Source organism: Vibrio sp. Y42_MX_L11, from assembly GCF_024181785.1.
GTDB classification, from domain to species: Bacteria; Pseudomonadota; Gammaproteobacteria; order Enterobacterales; family Vibrionaceae; genus Vibrio; species Vibrio diabolicus.
In genome coordinates this window covers 223,304-248,325 of record NZ_JAMZAP010000001.1, presented here as the reverse complement: position 1 = coordinate 248,325, position 25,022 = coordinate 223,304, and the positions used below count along the sequence as shown (strand labels likewise).

Genomic DNA, 25,022 nt, shown 5'->3' with positions numbered 1-25,022 from the left:
CCCCTCTTTATTCCTGCTTTCCTTGTGCCAGAATAGCGGCACAATCCGTTATGATAACTCAGCAGAAGTGACAGAAGACCGCAATTTCGACGATATCGCCCACAAATTTGCAAAAAATATTTACGGCTCCGACAAAGGGGAGATCCGCCAAATCATTGTGTGGGAAGATTTTCTACAGATTCTAAGTGAATTAGATGCTGACCAGCAACCCCTAGAGGTGTTGGATGCTGGTGGTGGTTTGGCACAAATGTCGCAAAAGCTTGCTAAGCTCGGACATCGAATCGCTTTATGTGATCTATCTTCGGAAATGCTGCAGTTGGCTAAGCAGGATATTGAAAAAAACGGTTTGCTTGAGCAGTATCGCCTGATTCATTCGCCTGTCCAATCCATTGGTGAGCATATGGATGAACAGGTGGATCTTGTTATGTTTCACGCCGTCATGGAGTGGTTGGTCGATCCTAAGGCCGCACTTGAAACGGTACTAGAACAAGTAAAACCGGGAGGCATCGCATCAGTGATGTTCTATAACCACCATGGTTTAGTCTATAAAAACGTGGTTTGTGGCAACATTCCTCATATATTAGACGGCATGCCTCACCGAAAAAGATTTAAACTACAGCCGCAAAAAGGCTTAAAACCTGAAGAAGTCTACCAATGGATAGAAGATTCAGGCTTTAGTATTTGTGGCAAATCTGGTATCCGCTCATTTAGTGATTACATAGGCAATATGCAATACATGGGCGATTACGAGTTTGAAGATGTGTTGGCGCTAGAAAAACAACTTTGTCGACAAGAGCCATACCTCTCATTAGGCCGCTACATTCATGTGTGGGCTAAAAAGAACGATAAACAGGAATAACAATGAGTGAGATGACTCTCAATGCTGCAGAGCAACCAATCGATGAGTTGGTTGGCTGGGTTAAGCAGCACGATTTCTCGTTGAACCTGACCACAGAGCGATTGGCATTCTTGATAGCCATTGCCGTACTGAGTAATGAAAGGTTCGATGAAGAATTGGGTGAAGGTGAATTGCATGATGCGTTTGCCATCGTCACTCGATTATTTGATGAGACTGGCGAAGCATCCGCTTTTCGTGCTAACAACGCCATCAACGAGATGGTAAAGCAGCGCCTTATTAGCCGTTTTGTCAGTGAGATTACTGATGGAGCGAGCATTTACCGCTTGTCGCCTTTAGCGATAGGAATTACCGATTACTACGTGCGTCATCGTGAGTTCTCGAAACTGCGCCTTTCTATTCAACTGTCTATGGTGGCAGATGAAATGGCGAAAGCGATTGAGGCAGCACAAAAAGGTGGCACACCGGGCCACTGGAAGAAAAACGTATACGGAGTTTTAAAATATTCTGTAGGCGAAATCTTCGATCAAATCGATCTTAACCAGCGTGTTATGGATGAGCAGCAGCAATCTGTAAAACAACAAATTGCCGATCTGCTAAATAAAGACTGGCGCGAAGCGATCAACAACTGTGAAGCGCTCCTATCAGAAACATCAAGCACGTTGCGTGAACTTCAAGATACGCTGCAAGCCGCCAGTGATGAACTGCAAACTCAGATCCTAGATATTCAAGAAATTGTGTACGGCGATCCTGAGCTAGAGTTCATCGAAGAAGCGTTGTTTGGTCTGCAAATGAAGCTGGATCGAATCACAAGCTGGGGCCAGCAAGCGATCGACCTTTGGATTGGTTACGACCGACATGTGCACAAGTTCATCCGTACTGCAATTGATATGGATAAGAACCGTGCGTTTAGCTCGCGTCTGCGTCAATCCGTCAAAGATTACTTCGATGCGCCTTGGTATCTGACTTATGCAGATGCGGAAAGGCTTTCTGACCTTCGTGATGAGGCGTTGGTGCTACGTGATGACGAAGTGACCGGCCAAGTTCCGATGGAAGTAGAGTATGAAGAATTTCAACAAGTCAATGATGAGTTGTCTGAACGAATTGGTGACATGCTAAAAGCGCATAAAGATCAAGGCACACCAATCGACTTGAGCGTGGTACTGCGAGATTACCTTGCACTGCACCCTTACACTCATCATTTTGATTTAGCTCGCATTATTGTCGATCAAGCTGTGCGTCTAGGGTATTCAGAATCGGATTACCAAGCGATTCAACCAGACTGGAAAGCGATCAACGAATTTGGGGCAAAGGTACAAGCGAATGTCATCGACCGATACTAATGAATACATGTCAGATAAACTGGCAAAAGCAATTTCTAACCCTCTGTTCCCAGCGCTAGACAGCATGCTACGAGCTGGGCGTCATATCTCAAGTGAAGATCTGGATAACCACGCGTTGCTGTCGGATTTCGAACTTGAGCTTTCTTCTTTCTACCAACGCTACAACACCGAATTGGTGAAAGCGCCAGAAGGTTTCTTCTACCTTCGTCCACGTTCAACTTCTTTGATTGGCCGCAGTGTGCTTTCTGAGCTGGATATGCTGGTGGGTAAGGTACTGTGTTTCCTTTACCTAAGCCCAGAGCGTCTTGCGCACGAAGGCATCTTCACTAACCAAGAGTTGTACGACGAGCTACTTGCTCTGGCTGATGAAAACAAGCTGATGAAGCTAGTGACGAACCGTGCTACCGGTTCTGACCTTGATAAAGAAAAGCTGTTTGAAAAAGTACGTACGTCACTTCGTCGTCTACGTCGCCTAGGCATGATCATCAACATCGGTGAGACCGGTAAATTCAGCATCAGTGAAGCTGTATTCCGCTTTGGTGCCGATGTACGTATTGGCGATGATATGCGTGAAGCGCAGCTACGTCTGATCCGTGATGGTGAAGCGGTAGTGCACACCAAAGAGCCAAGCCAAGGCAGCCTATTGTCTGAAGAAGAACAAGACGACCAAGCCCAAGAAGAAACAACAGAAGAGGGTGAAGCATGAGCATGATTGAACGCGGTAAATACCAATCGCTGACCATGGTCAACTGGAACGGCTTCTTTGCCCGTACGTTTGACATCGATGGTCTGGTCACCACGCTATCAGGTGGTAACGGTGCAGGTAAATCAACCACAATGGCGGCATTCATCACCGCATTGATTCCTGACCAAACGCTACTGCACTTCCGTAACACAACCGAAGCGGGCAGCAGCCAATCGTCTCGCGATAAAGGTCTATACGGTAAGCTACAACCGGGGGCGTGTTATGCAGCGCTAGACGTGGTGAACTCACGTAACCAACGCCTACTTTTTGCCGTAAAACTGCAGCAAGTAGCGGGTCGTGATAAGAAAGTAGACATCAAACCGTTTGTTATTCAAGGCCTTCCAAGCCATATAAAACCAACAGATATTTTGGTTGAAAGCGTATCTGCGACTCAAGCTCGTGTACGTCAAATCAACGAAGTAAAAGAATCGATCGCGGAATTTGAAGGTGTTCAATTCAAAGCCTTCTCTTCTATTGTTGATTACCACGCACAAATGTTTGAATTCGGTGTGATTCCGAAGAAATTGCGTAACTCTGGTGACCGCTCTAAATTCTACCGCTTGATCGAAGCATCGCTTTACGGTGGTATTTCAAGTGCGATTACGCGCTCGCTACGTGACTACCTTCTGCCACAAAACGGCGGCGTGAAGAAAGCGTTCCAAGATATGGAATCGGCGCTGCGTGAAAACCGCATGACGCTAGAAGCGATCAAAACTACGCAAGCAGACCGTGACTTGTTCAAACACTTGATTACAGAGTCGACCAACTACGTGGCAGCGGACTATATGCGCCATGCCAACGAGCGTCGTAAAAAACTAGAACAGACACTGTCTTTGCGTTCAGAGTTATTTGGTTCTCGCGAGACCTTGATTGAGCAAAACAACCTGCTTAACCGCGTTCAAGAAGAGCTGGAACTGCTGATCGAATCAGAATCTTCTTTAGAGCAAGACTACCAAGCGGCTTCGGATCACTTGCAACTGGTGCAAAACGCGCTGCGTCAGCAAGAGAAGATCGAACGTTACCAAGAAGATCTTGAAGAGCTGAGCGAGCGTCTTGAAGAACAAATGATGGTAGTGGAAGAAGCGCAAGAACGCGTGATGATGGCTGAAGAGCAAGCGACCGTTGCAGAAGAAGAGGTGGATAGCCTTAAGACGCAACTTGCTGATTACCAGCAAGCTCTTGACGTTCAGCAAACTCGCGCGCTTCAATACCAACAAGCCGTTCAAGCGTTGGAGAAAGCGAAGCAGCTACTTGGTGATGACAGCCTAACGGCAGAATCCGCACAAGCGATAGTGGCGGAGCTGAAAAACAAAGAGTCAGAAAATACCAATACGTTGTTGTCTGTGAAACATAAGCTCGATATGTCATCAGCTGCGGCAGAGCAGTTTGATACTGCATTGAAGCTTGTACAGAGCATCGTTGGACCTGTTGAGCGCAAAGAAGCCTCTGAGCACGCAAAATTGGCAATCGCTAAAGCTCGAGAATCACAGCAAATTGCACAAAACGAACAGCAATGGCGAGCGCAGCATCGCGATCTTGAGCGTAGCCTTAACCAGCAGCGTCAAGCACGTGAGCTGGTTGCTGAGTACAAAAAGCAATATCACGTTGAGCTAACCGATGAAGTTACGTTTGAACAAGAACGTGAACGTCATGCGATGCAAATCGAATCACTAGAGATAGCTCAAGAAGAAGTTCGTGATCAGCGTGGTGAACAGCGCCGTCTAGAGCAAAACGCGGCGGCAGAAATCAGTAAACTTGAAGCGATAGCGCCAGCTTGGATTGCGGCTAATGATGCGCTAGAGAAACTGAGAGAGCAGAGCGGGGCAGACCTTGAGGATCGCCATGCGGTAATGAACCACATGCAGGTTGTTCTTGAGCAAGAAAGGGCGCTGTCCTTAGCTAAAGATAAACTTGCTGAGCGTCGCAGTCAGCTTGACACTGAGATTGAACGTCTTGCTTCTCCTAGTGGTTCAAACGACCCTCGCCTGAAAGGTTTGGCTGATACTTTAGGCGGTGTATTACTGTCTGAGATCTACGATGACATCACGATTGATGACGCGCCTTACTTCAGTGCGATGTACGGTCCGGCTCGTCACGCTATCGTTGTTTCTGACCTGTCAGGTATCGAAGAGAAACTGGTAGAGCTAGACGACTGTCCAGAAGACTTGTACATCATTGAAGGTGACATCGATGCCTTTGATGACAGCTCGTTCGATGCAGAAGAGTTAGAGGGCGCGGTTTGTGTTCGCATGAACGATCGCCAAATGCGTTACTCTCGCTTGCCTGAGATCCCATTGTTTGGTCGTGCAGCACGTGAGCAGCGTCTAGAGTTGCTGCGTAACGAACGAGAAGAAGTGGTAGAGAAGCACGCAAAAGCGGCGTTTGACTCTCAGAAAATGCAGCGTTTGTACCAAGCATTTAACCAATTTGTGTCTAACCACATTCAAGTGGCTTTTGACGCTGATCCAGAACAAGCGCTCGCAACCATTCGTGATAAGCGTAACCAAATCGCTCGCGTGCTGGCGGATCTGGATGCAAAAGAGCAGCAGCAACGCTCTCAGCTTCAAACTAGTAAGCAAGCGCTGTCTTCTCTGGACAAGCTAGCATCACACATGGTGCTTGTTGAAGATGAATCATTGCAAGCGCGTTTTGATGAGCTAGAAGAGAAAATCGCTCAGCTTGCAGAGGCGAAAAACTTCTTAAACAATCATGCAAAAGCCGTCGCGCAACTAGAGAATATTGCGTCTGCGCTTGATGCTGACCCAGAGCAATTTGATGCACTAGAAGCAGAATACAAAGCAGCAGATGAACAGTTACAAGATCTTAAGAAGCAAATCTTTGCACTCTCGGATCTGGTTGAACGTCGTCACTACTTCGCTTACTCAGACTCTGTTGATCTTCTGAACAAAAGTAGCGAACTGAGTGAGCAGCTCAAAGCGAAGTTGGTTCAAGCTGAACAGACTCGTACTCGTTCTCGTGAAGAGTTGAAGCAAGCACAAGGACAAATGAACCAATACAACCAAGTATTGGCGTCTTTGAAGAGTTCGCATCAAGCTAAGCAAGAAACCGTACAAGAGTTCAAACAAGAGCTGCAAGAGTATGGCGTAAATGCCGACGAAGGTGCGGAAGAGCGTGCAATGCGCCGTCGTGACGAGCTGCACGAACGCTTACATACTTCACGTAGTCGTAAGAGTGAATACGAGCGCACGATAACGTCGACCGAGCTTGAGATGAAAGGCTTAGCGAAACGTCTGAAGAAAGTGCAGAAAGAATACGCAGAGCTGCGCAAATTTGTCGTTGCAGCGAAAGCGGGTTGGTGTTCAGTACTTCGCTTAGCGCGTGAAAACGATGTTGAGCGTCGTCTACACAAACGTGAACTGGCGTATATGTCGGCAGATGAATTGCGTTCCATGTCGGATAAATCATTGGGTGCGCTGCGTCTTGCTGTTGCAAACAATGATGACTTGCGTGATGCACTTCGTTTGTCTGAAGACAACGCTCGCCCAGAGCGTAAAGTTCTGTTCTACATTGCGGTATACCAACACCTTCGTGAGCGTATTCGTCAGGACATCATCCGTACTGATGACCCAGTTGAAGCAATCGAAGAGATGGAAGTGGAACTGGCGCGTCTAACGGAAGAGCTAACGCAACGTGAAAACCGCCTAGCGATCAGCTCTGAGTCGGTAGCGAGCATCATCAAGAAGACGATTCAGCGTGAGCAAAACCGTATTCGTATGCTGAACCAAGGCTTGTCGAACATCTCGTTCGGTCAGGTCAAGGGCGTACGTCTAAACGTGAAAATTCGCGAAAGTCACGAAGTGCTACTGAACGGTCTAGCGACACAACAAGAGCAGCATAAAGATCTGTTCGAATCGACTCGCTTTACCTTCTCTGAAGCAATGGCGAAACTGTTCCAACGTGTGAACCCACATATCGATATGGGTCAACGTTCTCCTCAGGTTTTGGGTGAAGAGCTACTGGATTACCGTAACTACCTAGAGCTAAGTGTAGAAGTGAACCGTGGTACAGATGGTTGGCTACAGGCTGAGTCTGGCGCGCTATCAACAGGTGAAGCGATCGGTACCGGTCAGTCAATCCTTCTGATGGTTGTTCAAAGCTGGGAAGAAGAATCTCGTCGTCTGCGCAGCAAAGACATTGTGCCTTGTCGTTTGCTCTTCTTGGATGAAGCAGCGCGTCTGGATGCGAAATCGATCGCGACATTGTTCGAATTGTGTGACCGTCTAGATATGCAGCTTCTTATCGCGGCACCAGAAAACATCAGCCCAGAGAAAGGTACTACCTACAAGTTGGTGCGTAAGGTGTTTAAAGACCATGAGCACGTACACGTAGTTGGTCTACGAGGTTTTGGTCAAACGGATAAGCCTAAGACCGAAGCGCAAGAGATGATCGAAGAGTTTGAATCGTAAACTCCGAATCTAGTAAAACGCCCGCATTTATTGCGGGCGTTTTTGTATTTGTTAGCTGGAGGCTTCAAAGCGTATAAAATAAGCCGAGACTGTAGGACGACAGTCTCGGCTTATTAATAGAACTTAGCGGGGAGGCTAAGTTTTATTCCTCTGAAATATCGTCTCTGATATCGATCATTTCAGCAAGCTCTTCAAGTGCTTGGACAGAAAGCTCAGACAAGCGTTGTAAATGCTGGTCTAAGCTCTCTTGTTCTTCAAGCTCTGGTTCATCGTTATCTGTTTCTTTTGTTAGCATTTCTCAACCTCTCAAGTTGAGTAAGGGGAGACCTCATCATACTCAAAAGTTAAAGGAGAAAAGAAACGATCTATGTTGATTCTGTTAGCTCGATCATTGATTCAAGTTATAGGTGAGATGGGTTTGTTTAATAAGATGAGTAGGTAGACGGTTTTGGAAACGGAAACAAAAACGCCAGCAATCCGAACAATTACTGGCGAATGATATTGTGATTGGCGATTAGAACTGTGGTTTTACCCCAAACTGCTCTGCTGCGTAGGCGACACGTTCAATCGGCTTTGGATACTCGGCAGGTGTGCCGAGGCTCTCTATGTGTTTCAAACGAGGAAGCAAGCCTGCACCATTGGCGATTTGGATTGCTAAGCCAGGACGAGCGTTGAGCTCTAAAACCATAGGTCCTTCCTCTTTATCCAGCACCATATCCGTACCCATGTATCCCAACCCTGTCATCTCCCACGCACTAGACGCAAGCTCAAGCAAGCGCTCCCAGTGCGGGACTTGGAGGGTAGAAAGGTCTTTGCCGGTATCCGGATGGTGGGTGACTGGATGGTCGAATTGCACCGCTCGGATTGCTTTACCTGTGGCGATATCAATGCCCACGCCCACAGCGCCTTGGTGAAGGTTTGCTTTACCGTCCGACGCCGCCGTAGAACAGCGCATCATTGCCATAACAGGGTAGCCTTTAAATACGATGATTCGAACATCAGGCACGCCTTCATAACTGAAGCCATCGAAACAATCATCAAATTTAATCAGGTTCTCAACGACTGCGACGTCGTTTTTACCACCAAGAGAGAAAAGGCCAGCAAGCGCATTACTGATATGACGTTCAACTTCGTCCTTACCAATTGTAGAGCCGGAAGGTTTGGTATAGACCCCATCTTTATGCGAGGTAATAACCAAAATACCCTTACCACCACTACCTTGAGCGGGCTTGATAACAAAACCAGGCCAATCTTGCACCATTCTATGGATTGTCTTTACTTCTGCTTGGTTATGAATAACGCCGATCAGGGCAGGGACTGTCGCCCCTGCTGCCTGCGCAATAATTTTAGTCTTGAGCTTGTCATCAACTAATGGGTATTTAGAACGATCATTGTAACGGCCGATATAACTGTGGTTACGTTTGTTCATCCCCATAATGCCTTTATGGCGAAGCTTAGCTGGCGAAGTAAAACTTTCGAACATCGTTTAGTCCTCCGCTAGTGGTTTGAAACGACGTAACTCAGTTAGACGGTAACCTGTGTAAGTACCTAGCAATAGAATACCGGCCAGAACAATCAACTGTAGACCAATGAAATTAAAGGTTAGGTGCTGAATGTATGAGTTCGTCATCGCTAAGTAAACCAATACTGCGGTGAGCAGTGAGCCCCCACCTTGCAGAGCAACTTCTTTCGCGCCTTCTTCTTCCCATAGGATAGACATACGTTCAATTGTCCAAGACAAGATGATCATCGGGAAGAACGTAATTGTTAAGCCTTCCGTTAAGCCCATCTTAAATGCGACTACTGTGAACACCGAAATGATCATAATAACGGTAATAATGACCGCTGATATCCGTGCTACAAGCAGTAAGTTCAACCTCGATAAGTAACTTCGAATAATCAAGCCTGTGCCAACGATCAGTAAGAAACCGACAATACCCGTTAATAGCTGGGTTTGAACAAACGCAACAGCAATCAGTACTGGCATGAAAGTACCGGATGTTTTTAGACCGATAATCACACGCAAGAACACCACGATAAGGGCACCGATAGGGATCAGCATGATGGTCTTAAACATCGCTTGTTCTTCAAGAGGCAAGCTATGAATTGAAATATTCAGCAGCCCATCAGCTTCTATCTTGTTGTTCGTCGCTTGCTGTGGAGTCATTTCTTGCTTGATCATTGAGAAATGAACTTGGCTATTTTTACCACCAACAAGATCAAGCAGGGATACATTCGACTCATCCCAAACTAATAAGTTTGGTTTCACGGCTTTCTGTTCGGAATTTGGTGAGAACAGTACCCAATCTTTACCTGACCAAACCTGAACCATTGGTTGAATGGTTTGGCGTCGACGGCCATCTTCTAGTTCGATAACACCGACAGTTTTGCTCTGTATACCTGCGGTAAGCAAAATATTATGTAGTGCATCAGTACGGCTGAAGTCATTCAGTAGTAGCGATGAGTTTTGACTGTCTGGGTCATTAAGCGCTTTGATGAGTTCACGAGTAAAGGTCACATTGTCGGCAGAACGACTCATCGCACGCTCAACAAGGGCATTTGCCGCCGCAGCTTGTGGCGCTGATAGCGTTGGTGGCGTAATGTCTTCAGTTGGTGGTAGAGGCGTAACTTTAGCCTGAGGGTCCACTAAGAACTGCGCTTTGTAGTAAATGGTTTGAGGACCTTTGGCCTGACGAATTGACCACTCGGCACGACGTCCAGAATCAGAATTAATGTAGGAAACGCCATAACCAGAAGAGGAAGCGGATTCACCGATAAGCGTATAACCACTTTGTGTATGAGGTGCTGCGAGTGAAGCTTTGACTTCATTGCCGTTAGCATTGAACTCAATACGTGCCTCTACATCCCATACCTGACGAGTTTCGCCTGGTGTCCAAGGCACGCCGTAGTTTTCATGTCTGAAAACACTCAAAGCAATGCCCGCAATCACCAATAAGATGATTGAAAGGTAAAACGGTATTTTTGACGTCATAATCTACCTTATTATTTTTTATCTTCGTCCGTTTGGATATAGGTACGACTTACATCGACAAGTGCGATGTCGCGCATAAATTCTCTACCCAGTAAAATAGGATGGTTCATATGCGAGCGATCTGCCAACGTAAATTGCGCTTTTTCATGAATTTTTCCAACGCGCACCCAAAGTTCGACTACAGCGCGACGTTCTAGTTCTTCACTGGTAACTTGGCGAATTTTTACGTAACGAATGACTGGCGCTTCGATCCAAGTATTTTTTTCTTCTTCAGATTTACTGGTATCTGCCAGGTGGAATCGAACCCAGTTTTTGCCGTTTCTTTCGAACTCTTCAATATCAACTGCATTTAAAGATGAGGTTGCGGCACCGGTGTCGACACGTGCATCAAAAGTCTGCTTAATGGAGTCGATAGTGACCTTTTCAATTGAGCCAAGGACAATATCATGAGTTGGTGTTGGTTCCACAGGAGCAGGAGATTGGACAATAATCGGGTCTTTTGGCTTTTTCACTTCTGCCATTGCTTCATCACGAAATGTCAGAAGTTCAACCTGTAGTTTATCGACTTGTTCTTCAAGGCTGTCGATATAGTCCGATTGGTTGCTGAGCTGAAGCTCTAAGTTAGTAATGCGATTATTGACATTCGCTTCTGAAGTTTGAATAGCCGCTAACGTTTCTTGGTGGTACTGTTCGCCTTTGGTTAGTGAGCATCCAGATAGTAAGGCGATGGCAACAATCGGGGTCAATCGTAATAACATTGAAAACCTTGGGATTGGATTAAGTTGTTTATTTTTTAGGAGTTTAGCTCATATCGATAAAGCCTCACAAGTAAGAATGTTTCTCTATTACTTATTGTTTGAGGAATAGTGATGAAAAGCTAAAAATCAAGGACATAAAAGCGCATCCTTATTTAGAGCGTGCTTATGTTTTGATGTAACAAATGGACTCGAAAAACAAACACGCTCAGTACGAGGAAAGAGGGTAATGTCTTAACTCGTAAAATGAGTTAAGACAATGTCAGGAATCTCAGCGAATTATGGTTTGCGAGCGACAAGAACCGCGCGGCGAGGGGCAGGGTAACCTTCTACAGTCTTGCTTGGGTCGTTCGGATCTAGATAGTCTGGTAGAGAGTTATGCGTCATCCAATCTGTGGTACGTTGTTCATCAACCGAAGTGACATTTTCATCAACGATGCGCACATCTTCAAATCCTACCAACTCTAACCATACTTTCAGCGCTTTTGCTGAAGGGAAGAAATAGACATTACGCATTTGTGCGTAACGAGAAGTTGGAACCAACACTGCATTCTCATCACCTTCAATCACTAGTGTTTCTAGTACGAGTTCACCACCAGACACCAATTGATCTTTTAGTTGCACTAAGTGATCCAGAGGCGATCGGCGATGGTAAAGCACGCCCATGCTGAATACCGTGTCGAACGCTTCTAACTTAGGTAGTTGTTCAATACCCAACGGCAGTAGGTGCGCACGTTGGTCATCTCCCATTAGTTTACGAATTGCTTCGAACTGAATTAGGAACAGGTGAGATGGATCGATACCGACGGTTAAGCGTGCACCTTCACCCAGCATGCGCCACATGTGGTAGCCGTTACCACAACCAACATCGAGTACGCTGCGGTTCTTTAATGGAGAAATATGAGGAAGCACACGGTCCCATTTCCAGTCACTGCGCCACTCAGTATCAATATGAATGCCGTGTACGTGGTATGGCCCTTTGCGCCATGGGTGGAATGTACGAAGTAAGTTCTCTAATTTCTTCAGCTCACCTTCATGGAAAGGAGTGTCGTTGCTGATGGTCACTGAATTCTTGATGTCAATTTGATCCGGTGAGCCTTCTGGAATCTTGTTCAGTGCTTTCAACCAGCGACCAAAGTCACCGTGCTCTGCATTTTGCCAATCCGTTAGCTGTTGTGGTAGCACATTGAGCCAAGGTTGAAGACGTGTGTCTTGGGCAATCAATTGGTAGAAGTTTGCAAAGTTAAACATAGTTAGTTAATCGCTGAGTTGATGGTATTAAAAGTATTAAATAACAGCCTAAAGTGGCGTGATTCAGGGCCTTTGTATGCACGGTTTATTTAATTGCGAACATAGAGCCAAAGTTAAAGCATTGGAACCAAACATCGTAGCTAGAAAAGCCAATTTTAGCGAAACGCTCTTTATGCTCTTTCTTTGAATCTGGGCGCATTACGTTTTCTATCGCGCTGCGCTTTTGGCTGATTTCTAGTTCGCTATAACCATTTGCACGTTTAAAGTCGTGGTGAAGGTCAATTAATAGCTCGTTTGACACTTCATCTTCGAAGACGAATTTCTCCGACAAAATCAAAATTCCGCCTGGACGTAGACCTGCGTAGATTCGTTCAAGCAGGGCGTAACGATCGTCTGGAGAAAGAAATTGCAGAGTAAAGTTCAGTACGACAACTGATGCGTTTTCAATATCGATATTACGAATATCCGCTTCAACCACATCTACAGGAGTATCGCTTCGGTACGCGTTTACATGCAATTTGCAACGCTCAACCATGGCTGGAGAGTTGTCTACCGCAATGATTTTACAGCGTTCTTGTTTGATATGACGACGCATAGACAGCGTAGCGGCACCCAAAGAACAACCTAAGTCGTAGATGTTTGAGTGAGGCTTCACAAAGCGTTCTGCCAACATACCGATTGCAGAAATAATGTTGCTGTAACCCGGCACCGATCGTTGAATCATGTCAGGAAATACTTCCGCTACGCGTTCATCGAACGTGAAATCCCCAATTTTATCGATTGGAGCCGAAAAAATAGTATCTGGATTGCTCTTAGGGTTCATAACCAAGTCTCTGCATACAAGCCGCCTGAAAACGTCAGGCATCAAAAAAGGCGCGTATTTTATGGGAATTTCACGCCTCTGTCATGTGTTGCGTTAGAACATCTGCAACTGCGAGTTGCCATCGTTAGCCGGGAAAGATGCCAAGTCAGGAAGTGTTATACGCTTCTGTATGTCTTTATACAGATTGGCTGCCAACTCCGGCGCAATTATATTGTCCGCAGTATGGATCATGACATACGGCTGTTTACCTTCTGCAATCCATTGCGGCAACTTGCTGAGCCATGGTGTAAAAAACTCGTAATTTTGCTGTTCTTCTGGATGACCAATAAAGCGAACCAAAGGGTGTGAAGCGGTAGCAATAGCGTGGACTGGTACTCTTGGTTTTTTTATTTGCGCATCAATGATCGCTTCATTATCTGGCTTAGCGGCAAAGACAGGGCGGCTATCCATAATAATGCGGTCAATGTTATTTTCTACTAACCATTGGTTAAGCGCTCGCTCTTCTTCACCTTTGGAGAAAAATGCCATATGACGAACCTCAACACCAAGAGGGAAGTTAGGTGGAAAGCTCGCACAGAACTTTTTCAATCGATCAAGGTGCTCAGGACCAAATGCGGCTGGCAATTGAATTGTCCATTGCCCCACACGGTCATGCAACGGCTCCATGACTTTCATGAAGTCTCTCAGTTGTTCGCTGCAACCTCTTAGCATTTGCTCATGAGTGATGGCTTTAGGAAGTTTGAAAGTAAAGCGAAAATCATCGTGGGTTGCTGATCTCCAGTTTTGCACCGTGTTGAGCGTCGGCGTGGCATAAAATGTCGTGTTGCCTTCCACGGTATGGAACACCTGTGCATACTTTTCTAAACGTTCAGCGGGCTTTGTCCCGCTGCCGTAAAAGCTTTGTTGCCATTGATTGTGCGACCACATCGTCAATCCAAGTCGAAGAGGTAAGTTATCCATTATTCTTTACTGCTTGCTACTCGTGTGAATACTTTACGAGAGTTTTGCTGAAATAGGTAATTTCACGCTATAATCCCCACCAATTTTTTCGCTTTGGTGCGCTTTTGAACATTTGTTGTACTAAAAAGCACCAGTGAATGATAAAACACACGTAATTGTATGTTGAGTAGTCGATTTTCGTGGACATTCAGCGTATAACTGAATCTTTACTCTGCTTGGCAATGAGGCTGACAGAGCGTAGTTAACAACATTTGAGAGATTGGGAATTTCATTATGCGTACCCATTACTGTGGTCACCTGAACAAGTCCCTTGCAGGACAAACTGTAGAACTTTGCGGCTGGGTTAACCGTCGTCGTGATTTAGGCGGTCTTATTTTTATTGATATGCGAGATCGCGAAGGTATCGTTCAGGTAGTTGTTGATCCAGATATGGCGGATGCGTATGAAGTGGCTAACACACTTCGTAATGAATTCTGTATCAAACTAACGGGTGAAGTACGCGTTCGTCCAGAAAGCCAAGCAAACAAAGACATGGCAACAGGTGAAGTTGAGATCCTTGCGACAGGTCTTGAAATCATCAACCGCAGTGACGTTTTGCCTCTAGACTTCAACCAAAAGAACTCTGAAGAGCAACGTCTGAAGTACCGTTACTTAGACCTTCGTCGTCCAGAAATGAGTGACCGCATCAAGCTACGTGCTAAAGCATCTAGCTTTGTTCGTCGTTTCCTAGATGACAACGGCTTCCTAGATATCGAAACACCAGTACTAACGAAAGCGACACCAGAAGGCGCGCGTGACTACCTAGTACCTAGCCGTGTTCACAAAGGCAGCTTCTACGCGCTTCCTCAGTCTCCACAGCTATTCAAACAGCTGCTAATGATGTCTGGTTTTGACCGTTACTACCAAATCGTTAAGTGTTTCCGTGATGAAGACTTACGTGCTGACCGTCAACCAGAATTCACTCAGATCGATATCGAAACGTCATTCATGACGGCTGAGCAAGTACGTGAAGTGACGGAAAACATGGTTCGCGATATGTGGCAAGAGCTACTAAACGTAGACCTAGGTCAGTTCCCAGTAATGCCATTCAGCGAAGCGATTCGCCGTTTCGGTTCTGACAAGCCAGACCTACGTAACCCACTAGAGCTAGTAGACGTTGCTGACCTAGTGAAAGACGTTGAGTTCAAAGTATTCTCTGGCCCAGCAAACGACGAGAAAGGCCGCGTTGCCGTTATTCGCGTTCCAGGTGGTGCATCTTTGACTCGTAAGCAAATTGATGGCTACGGTGAATTCGTTGGTATCTACGGTGCGAAAGGTCTAGCTTGGATGAAGGTTAACGACCGTGCTGCAGGCATGGAAGGTATCCAATCTCCAGTGGCTAAATTCCTAAACGAAGACGTGATCAACGCTATCCTAGATCGCACTCAAGCGGAATCTGGTGATATCATCCTATTTGGCGCTGATAAAGCGGGCATCGTTGCAGAAGCAATGGGTGCACTGCGTCTGAAGCTAGGTAAAGATCTAGAGCTCACTGACGAATCTGCATGGGCTCCACTATGGGTTGTTGACTTCCCAATGTTCGAAGAAGATGACGAAGGCAACCTACACGCGATGCACCACCCATTCACGTCACCTCTAGGTGTGACTGCGGAAGAGCTAAAAGCGAACCCAGCTGCGGCAAACTCTAACGCTTATGATATGGTTCTAAATGGTTACGAAGTTGGCGGCGGTTCTGTTCGTATCCACAACGCAGATATGCAAGAAGCCGTATTTGATATTCTAGGCATCACACCTGAAGAGCAACAGCTTAAGTTCGGCTTCCTGCTTGATGCACTGAAATTCGGTACGCCTCCACACGCTGGTCTTGCATTCGGTCTTGACCGTCTAGTGATGCTGCTATGTGGTACTGAGAACATACGTGATGTTATTGCATTCCCGAAAACAACAGCAGCGGCGTGTCTACTAACAGACGCACCAAGCATTGCGAACCCAGCAGCGCTAGAAGAGCTAGCAATCGCAGTGACTGCAGCGAAAGAAAAAGACGCAGAATAAGCGCACAACATTTGAAGAAAACTCCCGCAACTGCGGGAGTTTTTGTTTAAATAAACCCAAGAAACTTCCAAAGCAATTTCCCAAGCAACGCTTTTTAGCTCATGTTTGCTATTAAGCGTCAAAATACATTAAAAGGTGAATTATGGCAGGTCATAGTAAATGGGCGAATATTCGTCACCGTAAAGCAGCGCAAGATGCGAAGCGCGGCAAAATCTTTACCAAATTAATCCGTGAAATCGTTGTTGCGGCAAAAGAGGGAGGCGGTGAGCCAGAAAATAACCCACGTTTGCGAGCTGCAATTGATAAAGCGTTGTCTAACAACATGACGCGTGACACTGTCAACCGCGCTGTCAGCCGAGGTGCTGGTGGTGAAGGCGATGACAATATGGAAACCGTAATCTATGAAGGTTATGGTCCGGGTGGCACTGCGGTCATGGTCGAATGTATGACGGATAACCGAAATCGCACAGTATCTGGCGTACGCCATGCGTTCTCGAAGTCAGGAGGCAATCTGGGTACGGATGGTAGTGTAAACTATCTTTTCGACAAGAAAGGCGTGATCTCATACGCCCCAGGTTTAGATGAGGATGCGGTAATGGAAGTAGCATTAGAAAGTGGTGCTGATGACATTGAAACGGCAGAAGATGGCTCGATTGATGTCTACACGGCCCCAGGCGATTTTGGACTCGTAAAAGATGCCCTTGATGCTGCAGGTTTTGAGGCGGAGAACGCCGAAGTGTCGCTTATCCCTTCAACGAAAGCAGAACTGGATGTGGACACTGCGCCAAAACTGCTTCGTTTGATTGACGCTTTAGAAGATCTGGACGATGTTCAGGAGGTTTATCACAACGGTGATATCTCTGACGACGTTGCAGCCTCTCTAGAGTAAACTCAATGTGCAGTGAGCGGTATTCGCTCCGAAATTAGAAAGTAATAATAAGAAATTGAGGTCGCATTCGGCCTCATTTTTAGGAACATTCATGTCAATTATTTTGGGCATTGACCCAGGTTCACGCATTACCGGTTATGGGGTCATTCGTCAAAATGGACGCCATTTGCAATACCTTGGTAGTGGCTGTATTCGTACTTCAGAAAAAGAACTTCCGGGCCGTCTTAAGCAGATTTACGCTGGCGTCACGGAAATCATTACTCAGTTTCAACCGGACGTATTTGCGATTGAACAAGTGTTTATGGCTAAAAATGCGGATTCAGCATTAAAGCTTGGCCAGGCTCGTGGCAGCGCAATTGTTGCTGCTGTAAATGCAGAGTTGCCGGTATACGAATACGCCGCGCGTCTTATTAAGCAAGCAGTAGTCGGTACTGGTGGCGCGGACAAAGCGCAAGTTCAGCATATGGTTCAGCAGATGCTTAAACTGCCCGCCAAGCCTCAAGCGGATGCAGCCGATGCTTTAGGTGTGGCGATTTGTCATGCCAATACGAACAAAACCCTCGTTGCCTTAGCGGGCAAAGCAACCAGTGCCAGAAAAGGGCGCTACCGATAAAATTAACTGGATGTCTATCCAGTTCTTTATTATCCTGTCGCAAATTCATTTCCAAAGAGTATTTATAGTGATTGGACGTCTTCGTGGCACACTGATTGAAAAACAACCACCTGAAGTATTAATTGAAGTTAATGGCATTGGTTATGAAGTCCAGATGCCAATGAGCTGTTTTTACGAGCTGCCAAATGTTGGCGAAGAAGCCATTATTTATACTCACTTTGTCGTCCGTGAAGATGCGCAATTGCTATACGGTTTCAACACAGTAAAAGAACGGGCACTTTTCCGTGAAGTGATCAAAGCCAATGGCGTTGGTCCTAAACTCGGTCTTGGTATTCTCTCTGGTATGACAGCAACGCAATTTGTTACTTGTGTTGAACATGAAGACGTTTCTACGCTGGTTAAGCTTCCAGGCGTTGGCAAGAAAACCGCAGAGCGATTGGTTGTTGAAATGAAAGACCGCTTGAAAGGGTGGGGTGCTGGCGATCTATTTACACCATTTACGGATGCTGCTCCTGCGGATTCTGGTGCGACATCCAACAACGCGGAAGAAGAGGCAATTAGCGCGCTTCTAGCTTTGGGTTACAAGCCGACTCAAGCGTCGAAAGTGGTGTCTCAGATCGCTAAACCGGACATGAGCAGTGAGCAAATGATCCGTGAAGCTCTAAAATCAATGGTGTAACGCTGGTTTCACAGTGAGCATTTGTTCAAGATAACTCATTCTCTAAGGTTAACGCCAATCGCTTAACGATATTTTTTGTGTCATTCCAGCGAGCCTAGCGAGACTGGGAATCTAATAGCAGCACGCTGAGCGGTTAATGAAACAATTTGACCATAAACCGCTCGGATAGAAGATCCTGTATCACGCTCCTTCGTCGCTGTACAGGATGACGAGATACAGAAATATGCCACTTGCTGTTAAACGAGCGGCATTATTCTCTCAGGTAACCATTTTTCAAGGTAAAAAGATGATTGAAGCCGATCGTTTAATCGCGCCAGAAAACCCTGCCTTTCGTGATGAAGATGTCATTGACCGTGCTATTCGACCAAAAAAATTAGCGGATTACCAAGGTCAGGACCATGTCCGTGACCAAATGGAGATCTTCATTAAAGCTGCTCAGTTACGTAGCGAAGCACTTGATCACCTGTTAATTTTTGGCCCTCCGGGTTTGGGTAAAACCACGCTAGCAAATATTGTCGCCAACGAGATGGAAGTAAACATCCGTACTACTTCAGGGCCAGTTCTTGAAAAAGCAGGCGATTTAGCCGCGTTACTAACCAACCTAGAAGAAAATGACGTTCTATTTATTGACGAAATTCACCGCTTAAGCCCGATGGTTGAAGAGGTTCTGTATCCGGCGATGGAAGATTATCAACTGGATATTATGATCGGTGAAGGTCCGGCCGCTCGTTCTATTAAGATCGATTTGCCACCGTTTACTTTGATTGGTGCAACGACCCGAGCTGGCTCTTTAACGTCACCATTACGCGATCGTTTTGGTATTACTCAGCGTCTTGAGTTTTATAAGATAAAAGACCTACAAGATATTGTGCAGCGCAGCGCGGATTGTTTAGGTTTGTCAATGGAACCTGAAGGCGCCTTGGAAGTGGCAAGACGTGCACGTGGCACACCACGTATTGCTAACCGTCTACTACGTCGTGTTCGCGATTATGCGGAAGTGAAAGGAAATGGTCACATTTGTGCAGAGGTTGCCGACAAAGCGCTGAATATGCTTGATGTGGATGCCGAAGGTTTCGATTATATGGACCGCAAACTGCTACTCGCAATTATGGAGAAATTTGGTGGTGGTCCGGTCGGACTCGATAACATGGCGGCAGCGATTGGTGAAGAAAAGGATACTATCGAAGACGTTCTTGAGCCTTATCTTATTCAGCAAGGTTATTTACAACGCACTCCACGTGGAAGAATCGCGACAGATCGTGCGTATTTGCATTTCGGAATTGAAAAATAAGATTCCCTCGCTGGGCCTTTGCGGCCCAGCGCTTCATTAAAGTTGACCAAACTCACATTTTTTGAATTTCTTCTCATACCAGTTTAGTAAGTAAAAAGCATTGATTGTTAACTCTATGTTTGCTCACAACTGGTTAATTTCTCTCCTGATTACTCTCTCTTAACATCCGTATCTAATACTGGTTGATCTGGATCAATGTGATGGATTTTTGTGCAAATTCCGCGCATAAACATTGATGTATATCAAAGCGCATTCCGGCTATAAACCTTTTGAAACAATCTGTTTTTACAAGTAATATTAGCCCTAGCTATATTAGCTGATGCTTAACAATTAACTAACCAATGAAGCACATTTTTGCAACAATGAGTTGTGATAATTCAACATTTTTCAAGTGTAAATAACACTTGAATATGGATTGCAATATGTAGAGAGTGTCATTCAGCCGACACATAGGAGTTACCATGATTGACGTAGTTGATCTATCGCGGTTGCAGTTTGCACTGACAGCGATGTATCACTTCCTATTCGTACCATTGACCCTTGGTATGGCCTTCCTTCTGGCCATTATGGAATCGATGTACGTAATGACGAACAAGCAAATCTATAAGGACATGACCAAGTTCTGGGGTAAGCTATTCGGTATTAACTTTGCACTTGGTGTGGCGACAGGCCTTACCATGGAATTCCAGTTTGGTACGAACTGGTCTTACTACTCCCACTATGTAGGTGACATCTTCGGTGCGCCGCTAGCGATCGAAGCCCTTGTCGCATTCTTCCTGGAGTCAACTTTTGTTGGTCTATTCTTCTTCGGGTGGGATCGTCTATCTAAACGTCAACACTTAGCGGTTACTTGGCTTGTGGCGTTGGGCTCTAACTTCTCTGCACTTTGGATTCTTATCGCAAACGGCTGGATGCAAAACCCAGTAGGCGCGGACTTCAACTTCGAAACTATGCGAATGGAAATGGTGAGCTTCTCTGAGGTTGTACTAAACCCAGTAGCTCAGGTTAAGTTCGTGCATACGGTTGCTTCTGGTTACACTTGTGGCGCAATGTTTATTCTAGGCATCAGTTCATACTACCTATTAAAAGGTCGTGACATTGCGTTTGCTCGTCGTTCATTTGCTATCGCTGCATCTTTCGGTATTGCAGCTATCTTATCTACCATCGTTCTTGGTGACGAATCTGGCTACGAGCTTGGTGAAGTTCAAAAAGTGAAGCTTGCTGCAATTGAAGCAGAATGGCACACAGAGCCAGCTCCAGCAGCGTTTACGTTGTTTGGTGTTCCTAACCAAGAAACCATGCACACAGATTACGCAATCAAGATCCCTTACGTAATGGGTATCATCGCGACACGTTCTTTTGATGAGCAAGTAACAGGTCTTCGTGACCTACGTGATGAGCACGTCGATCGTATTCGTGACGGTATGTACGCGTATGAACTTCTAGAGAAGCTTCGCGCAGGTGACAAGTCAGAAGAAAACATGACTGCGTTTGATGAAGTGAAGGGTGACCTAGGTTACGGTCTACTTCTAAAACGCTACACAGACAATGTTGTTGATGCGACAGAAGAGCAAATCCAAGCTGCTGCGGACGATTCAATCCCAACAGTATGGCCGCTATTCTGGTCATTCCGTATCATGGTTGCTTGTGGTTTCATCATGCTATTCGTTTTCGGTGCGGCGTTTATTCAAACGTGTCGTCAGAAGATCGAACAAAAACAATGGATTCTTAAAGCTGCATTATTCAGCATCCCACTACCGTGGATTGCGATTGAAGCGGGTTGGTTCGTTGCTGAGTACGGTCGTCAGCCATGGGCTGTTGGTGAAATTTTACCAGTGCACGTTGCAGCTTCTGCACTAACTGCTGGCGAAATCTGGACTTCACTCTTCGCAATTCTGGCGCTATACACGGTATTCCTGGTTGCAGAAGTTTACCTAATGTTGAAATTCGCTCGTAAAGGCCCAAGCAGCCTGAAAACGGGTCGCTACCACTTCGAGCAAAATGCTGACTCTGTTGAAGACAAAGTTAGTCGCCAAGTAGAAGCGTAAGGTAAGGAGATAACAAGATGTTTGATTACGAAATCTTGCGACTCATCTGGTGGGTACTAATCGGTGTTCTACTAGTTGGTTTTGCAGTAACAGACGGTTTCGATATGGGTGTAGGCGCGCTTGTACCTATCATCGGTAAAAACGACACTCAACGTCGTGTCATGATTAACTCAATTGCCCCTCACTGGGATGGTAACCAAGTTTGGCTTATCACTGCTGGTGGTGCATTGTTTGCAGCTTGGCCTTTGGTTTACGCAACGTCATTTTCAGGCTTCTACTTAGCGATGATTTTGACACTAGCAGCGCTATGGCTTCGTCCTCTGGGCCTAGACTACCGCTCTAAAATTGAAGATCCAAAATGGCGCAATACCTGGGATATCTGTATCTCAATCAGTGGATTTGTTCCACCAATCATCTTTGGTGTAGCGTTTGGCAACCTACTACAGGGTGTACCATTCCAATTGAGTGAGTTCTTGATGCCAACATACCATGGCTCATTCTTTGGTCTTCTAAACCCATTTGCACTGCTGTGTGGCCTAGTTAGCTTGTTCATGATTTTGATGCAAGGTTCGACTTGGCTACAAATGAAAACAACGGGCGAAGTGCATGTGCGTGCTCGCAACGTTGCTCAGTTGGCAGGTTTACTGACGGTTGCCGCGTTTGTAGCGGCTGGTTTCTGGATCCAAAATATCGATGGTTACGTCATTGTTGGCGGTATCGACACTAATGCAGCTTCTAACCCTCTAAACAAAGAGGTAATCCGTGAAGCTGGTGCATGGATGAAGAATTTTGAAAACTACCCACTACTATGGGCTGCCCCTGTACTAGGTGTTGCAATGCCGCTTCTTGCCGTATTGGCATCTCGTCTTGAAAAGTGTGCGATTTCGTTCATTACTTCAAGTCTGGGTGTTGCTGGCGTTATCTTTACTGCAGGTTTTGCGATGTTCCCATTCATCATGCCTTCAGACTTAATGCCAAGCCACAGCTTAACAATGTGGGATGCAACGTCATCTGAACTGACTCTGAACCTAATGACAGGCGTTGCGTTTGTTATGGTACCAATCATCCTTGGTTACACGTCTTGGACTTACTACAAGATGTTTGGTCGCCTTGATGATCAGTACATTGAAGACAACAAAAACTCACTTTACTAAGGAGCATTTACTATGTGGTATTTCGCATGGATTCTAGGTGTACTACTTGCTTGTGCATTCGGTATCATCAACGCTCTTTGGTTAGAGCACTCAGAAATGATGGACAAAGACAGTGAGTAATCTCGCTGATAAGGTAGCGCAACTTCACGCTCCGATGGATAAGACTCTGTTAAGAGTCTTATCTCTCATCCTTGGCTTTATGCATGTAGGATTGGTGATGTGGGATCCTGAAGCTTACCATCAAGCAATTGGTGGTTTTAACTCAATCATCGCACCAGCACTGATTTGGTCTGTATGCTCAAGCATGGTTTACGGTGTGGGCTTCAAACCGAGAAACTGGTACTGGCAAGTTTTGTTTAGTCCTTATTTCTCGTTAGCTATCTTAATTTATTTAACGGCACTTTATTTCTTTTAGGCTGAAATACGCTGTAATAAAGTCGGTTACTAAATCATCGAATAAAAGCTAGGTATTTCGCCTAGCTTTTATTTTTTCTACAAATTTCAAAAATATTCCCTTAGCTCGGTACCAATTGCTGTCGCTTCAGTTATAGTAATTACTTTAAAGAATTGAATATATTGGGACTCCCTTGCAAGGCACATCAAATCTCTTTCGCTGGCCGATCACCGTGTACTATGAAGACACCGATGCGGGCGGCGTTGTATATCATTCTAATTATCTAAAATTCTTTGAGCGCGCGCGGACAGAAATGTTACGTGCCAAAGGCATTTCTCAACATGTGTTACTGGAACAAAATATCGGCTTTGTTGTCCGACACATGGATATTGATTTCAACCAAGGGGCAAGGCTGGACGAGCATTTGACAGTATTAACCCGAGTGTCAGAAATAAAACGTGCTTCCCTGCAATTCTGTCAAGAGTTGGTCAATGATCAAGGCAAGATATTGTGCAAGGCCTCTGTTAAGGTAGCATGTATCGATAATAAGAAAATGAAACCAATAGCTATTCCAACCTTTATAAATTCGGAGCTAACAAATAGTGACTGCTGATATTTCCATTTTAGATCTCTTTCTTCAGGCTAGTCTGTTGGTAAAGCTTGTGATGCTGACGTTGCTTGGTATGTCAATTGTGTCATGGGCAATGATCATCAAGCGCAGCAAAGTGCTTTCTCAAGCCTCAAAGAATGCAGAGCAGTTTGAAGACAAATTCTGGTCGGGTACTGATCTTTCTCAGCTTTACCAAAAAGTAAAAGCGCGTAAAGACGAAATTGAAGGCACAGAAGAAATTTTTTACGCAGGTTTCACGGAGTTTGCTCGTCTACGTAAGAGCAACGCAAACTCACCAGCGTACATCATGGAAGGCACTGGCCGCGCAATGCGCGTTGCTGTCTCTCGTGAAGTTGATGAACTAGAAACAAGCTTACCGTTCTTAGCGACAGTCGGTTCTATCAGTCCTTACATCGGCCTATTTGGTACCGTTTGGGGCATCATGCACGCTTTTATTGCGTTGGGAGAAGTAAAACAAGCTACGTTGTCTATGGTTGCACCGGGTATCGCCGAGGCGTTGATCGCGACAGCGATGGGTCTATTTGCGGCTATTCCGGCAGTAATGGCGTACAACCGCCTAAGCAATAAAGTGAGTAAACTAGAGCACACTTACGCAACATTTTCTGAAGAATTCCACAGCATCCTTCATCGCCAAGCGATGGCTGGCCGAGACAGCGCGGATAAGGAATAAAGCATGGCGGGTTATCAACCTAAAAAGCGAAAAATGACAGCGGAGATCAACGTTGTTCCGTACATTGACGTAATGCTCGTACTGTTGATCATTTTTATGGCGACCGCTCCATTTGTGACTCAAGGCGTCGATGTTGATCTTCCGAAAACATCGACCGCTGAATCTATGCAAGACCTTGCTGGCGAAACTGACAGTAGTTTTATCATCATCGAAATTGATAGCGAGGGTAATTTAGGCCTAAGCGTAAACGATGAAGAAGTTCAGCGAGGTTTGTCGTTGCAAGATGTTATTGTGCGAGTGAAAGCGGAGCGAGAGGTTAAGCCAGATTCACCAGTTGCGGTAGGTGGCGACGCGGCAACACCATATGCCGATGTTGTACTATTACTGGATGAACTAAGTCGAGCTGGTATCCCTAAGGTAGGTCTAATGACCGATATCAGGGAATAGAC

The 25,022-nt window shown here is 45.7% G+C and carries 23 protein-coding genes; 16 read left to right on the top strand and 7 right to left on the bottom strand.

The window, feature by feature from the left end:
• Positions 1-67: 67 nt before the first annotated feature.
• Genes cmoM through mukB form a run of 4 tightly spaced genes read left to right on the top strand, consistent with a single transcriptional unit; the run spans position 68 to position 7,371 of the window.
• Positions 68-859: a tRNA uridine 5-oxyacetic acid(34) methyltransferase CmoM gene (cmoM, locus tag NL643_RS01075; RefSeq protein ID WP_012841987.1), complete on the top strand. Its 792-nt coding sequence runs from the start codon at positions 68-70 to the stop codon at positions 857-859.
• A gap of 2 nt (positions 860-861) precedes the next feature.
• On the top strand, positions 862-2,199 hold the full coding sequence (gene mukF / locus NL643_RS01070; protein ID WP_182032611.1) for a chromosome partition protein MukF: 1,338 nt from the start codon (positions 862-864) through the stop codon (positions 2,197-2,199).
• A complete protein-coding gene (gene mukE, locus NL643_RS01065) occupies positions 2,180-2,905 on the top strand; it encodes a chromosome partition protein MukE (protein ID WP_168187816.1) in 726 nt (241 codons plus the stop codon). The genes mukF and mukE overlap by 20 nt, the downstream gene beginning before the upstream one ends.
• Before the next feature lie 2 nt (positions 2,906-2,907).
• Complete coding sequence (gene mukB, locus NL643_RS01060) at positions 2,908-7,371, top strand: chromosome partition protein MukB (RefSeq protein WP_253643817.1); 4,464 nt, start codon at positions 2,908-2,910, stop codon at positions 7,369-7,371.
• Positions 7,372-7,513: 142 nt separating this feature from the next.
• Here mukB and NL643_RS01055 read toward each other — a convergent pair whose 3' ends face one another.
• The 7 genes from NL643_RS01055 to NL643_RS01025 form a co-directional block, all read right to left on the bottom strand.
• Positions 7,514-7,666, bottom strand: coding sequence for a hypothetical protein (locus NL643_RS01055; RefSeq protein WP_005390736.1), 153 nt, complete (start codon positions 7,664-7,666; stop codon positions 7,514-7,516).
• Positions 7,667-7,885: 219 nt separating this feature from the next.
• The gene (locus tag NL643_RS01050; protein WP_006742116.1) at positions 7,886-8,854 is read right to left on the bottom strand and encodes an alpha-L-glutamate ligase-like protein; all 969 of its coding nucleotides are present in this window, start codon (positions 8,852-8,854) and stop codon (positions 7,886-7,888) included.
• 3 nt (positions 8,855-8,857) lie between these two features.
• A complete protein-coding gene (locus NL643_RS01045; protein WP_005390741.1) occupies positions 8,858-10,363 on the bottom strand; it encodes an inactive transglutaminase family protein in 1,506 nt (501 codons plus the stop codon).
• Positions 10,364-10,374: 11 nt separating this feature from the next.
• A complete protein-coding gene (locus NL643_RS01040) occupies positions 10,375-11,121 on the bottom strand; it encodes an ATP-dependent zinc protease (RefSeq protein ID WP_253643762.1) in 747 nt (248 codons plus the stop codon).
• 276 nt (positions 11,122-11,397) lie between these two features.
• On the bottom strand, positions 11,398-12,369 hold the full coding sequence (gene cmoB / locus NL643_RS01035) for a tRNA 5-methoxyuridine(34)/uridine 5-oxyacetic acid(34) synthase CmoB (RefSeq protein WP_005390743.1): 972 nt from the start codon (positions 12,367-12,369) through the stop codon (positions 11,398-11,400).
• Between the two features lie 85 nt (positions 12,370-12,454).
• Complete coding sequence (gene cmoA, locus NL643_RS01030; protein ID WP_253643761.1) at positions 12,455-13,192, bottom strand: carboxy-S-adenosyl-L-methionine synthase CmoA; 738 nt, start codon at positions 13,190-13,192, stop codon at positions 12,455-12,457.
• A 93-nt stretch (positions 13,193-13,285) separates the two neighbouring features.
• Complete coding sequence (locus NL643_RS01025; RefSeq protein ID WP_253643760.1) at positions 13,286-14,152, bottom strand: DUF72 domain-containing protein; 867 nt, start codon at positions 14,150-14,152, stop codon at positions 13,286-13,288.
• Between the two features lie 273 nt (positions 14,153-14,425).
• Between NL643_RS01025 and aspS the strand changes: the two genes are divergently transcribed.
• The 12 genes from aspS to NL643_RS00965 all read left to right on the top strand — a co-directional run bounded on the left by aspS (position 14,426) and on the right by NL643_RS00965 (position 25,020).
• On the top strand, positions 14,426-16,204 hold the full coding sequence (aspS, locus tag NL643_RS01020) for an aspartate--tRNA ligase (RefSeq protein WP_074191083.1): 1,779 nt from the start codon (positions 14,426-14,428) through the stop codon (positions 16,202-16,204).
• 142 nt (positions 16,205-16,346) lie between these two features.
• Positions 16,347-17,093, top strand: a complete 747-nt coding sequence (locus NL643_RS01015) for a YebC/PmpR family DNA-binding transcriptional regulator (protein ID WP_253643759.1) — start codon at positions 16,347-16,349, stop codon at positions 17,091-17,093.
• A 91-nt stretch (positions 17,094-17,184) separates the two neighbouring features.
• A complete protein-coding gene (gene ruvC, locus NL643_RS01010; RefSeq protein WP_012841980.1) occupies positions 17,185-17,706 on the top strand; it encodes a crossover junction endodeoxyribonuclease RuvC in 522 nt (173 codons plus the stop codon).
• Between the two features lie 67 nt (positions 17,707-17,773).
• Complete coding sequence (gene ruvA / locus NL643_RS01005; protein WP_012841979.1) at positions 17,774-18,385, top strand: Holliday junction branch migration protein RuvA; 612 nt, start codon at positions 17,774-17,776, stop codon at positions 18,383-18,385.
• A 286-nt stretch (positions 18,386-18,671) separates the two neighbouring features.
• On the top strand, positions 18,672-19,676 hold the full coding sequence (gene ruvB, locus NL643_RS01000) for a Holliday junction branch migration DNA helicase RuvB (RefSeq protein ID WP_031780162.1): 1,005 nt from the start codon (positions 18,672-18,674) through the stop codon (positions 19,674-19,676).
• 461 nt (positions 19,677-20,137) lie between these two features.
• Positions 20,138-21,724 carry a cytochrome ubiquinol oxidase subunit I gene (gene cydA, locus NL643_RS00995; RefSeq protein ID WP_012841977.1) on the top strand — a complete coding sequence of 529 codons (1,587 nt, stop codon included), beginning with the start codon at positions 20,138-20,140 and terminating at the stop codon, positions 21,722-21,724.
• Between the two features lie 17 nt (positions 21,725-21,741).
• Positions 21,742-22,878 (top strand): cytochrome d ubiquinol oxidase subunit II, encoded by a 1,137-nt coding sequence (gene cydB, locus NL643_RS00990; protein WP_006742909.1) that lies wholly within the window; start codon positions 21,742-21,744, stop codon positions 22,876-22,878.
• Positions 22,879-22,890: 12 nt separating this feature from the next.
• On the top strand, positions 22,891-22,998 hold the full coding sequence (cydX, locus tag NL643_RS00985) for a cytochrome bd-I oxidase subunit CydX (protein WP_000270284.1): 108 nt from the start codon (positions 22,891-22,893) through the stop codon (positions 22,996-22,998).
• On the top strand, positions 22,991-23,293 hold the full coding sequence (gene ybgE / locus NL643_RS00980; protein ID WP_046874743.1) for a cyd operon protein YbgE: 303 nt from the start codon (positions 22,991-22,993) through the stop codon (positions 23,291-23,293). The genes cydX and ybgE overlap by 8 nt, the downstream gene beginning before the upstream one ends.
• Positions 23,294-23,465: 172 nt before the next feature.
• Positions 23,466-23,885 (top strand): tol-pal system-associated acyl-CoA thioesterase, encoded by a 420-nt coding sequence (gene ybgC / locus NL643_RS00975; RefSeq protein WP_012841975.1) that lies wholly within the window; start codon positions 23,466-23,468, stop codon positions 23,883-23,885.
• Complete coding sequence (gene tolQ, locus NL643_RS00970) at positions 23,875-24,573, top strand: protein TolQ (protein WP_005378301.1); 699 nt, start codon at positions 23,875-23,877, stop codon at positions 24,571-24,573. The genes ybgC and tolQ overlap by 11 nt, the downstream gene beginning before the upstream one ends.
• 3 nt (positions 24,574-24,576) lie before the next feature.
• Complete coding sequence (locus NL643_RS00965) at positions 24,577-25,020, top strand: ExbD/TolR family protein (protein ID WP_005378298.1); 444 nt, start codon at positions 24,577-24,579, stop codon at positions 25,018-25,020.
• Positions 25,021-25,022: the final 2 nt, after the last annotated feature.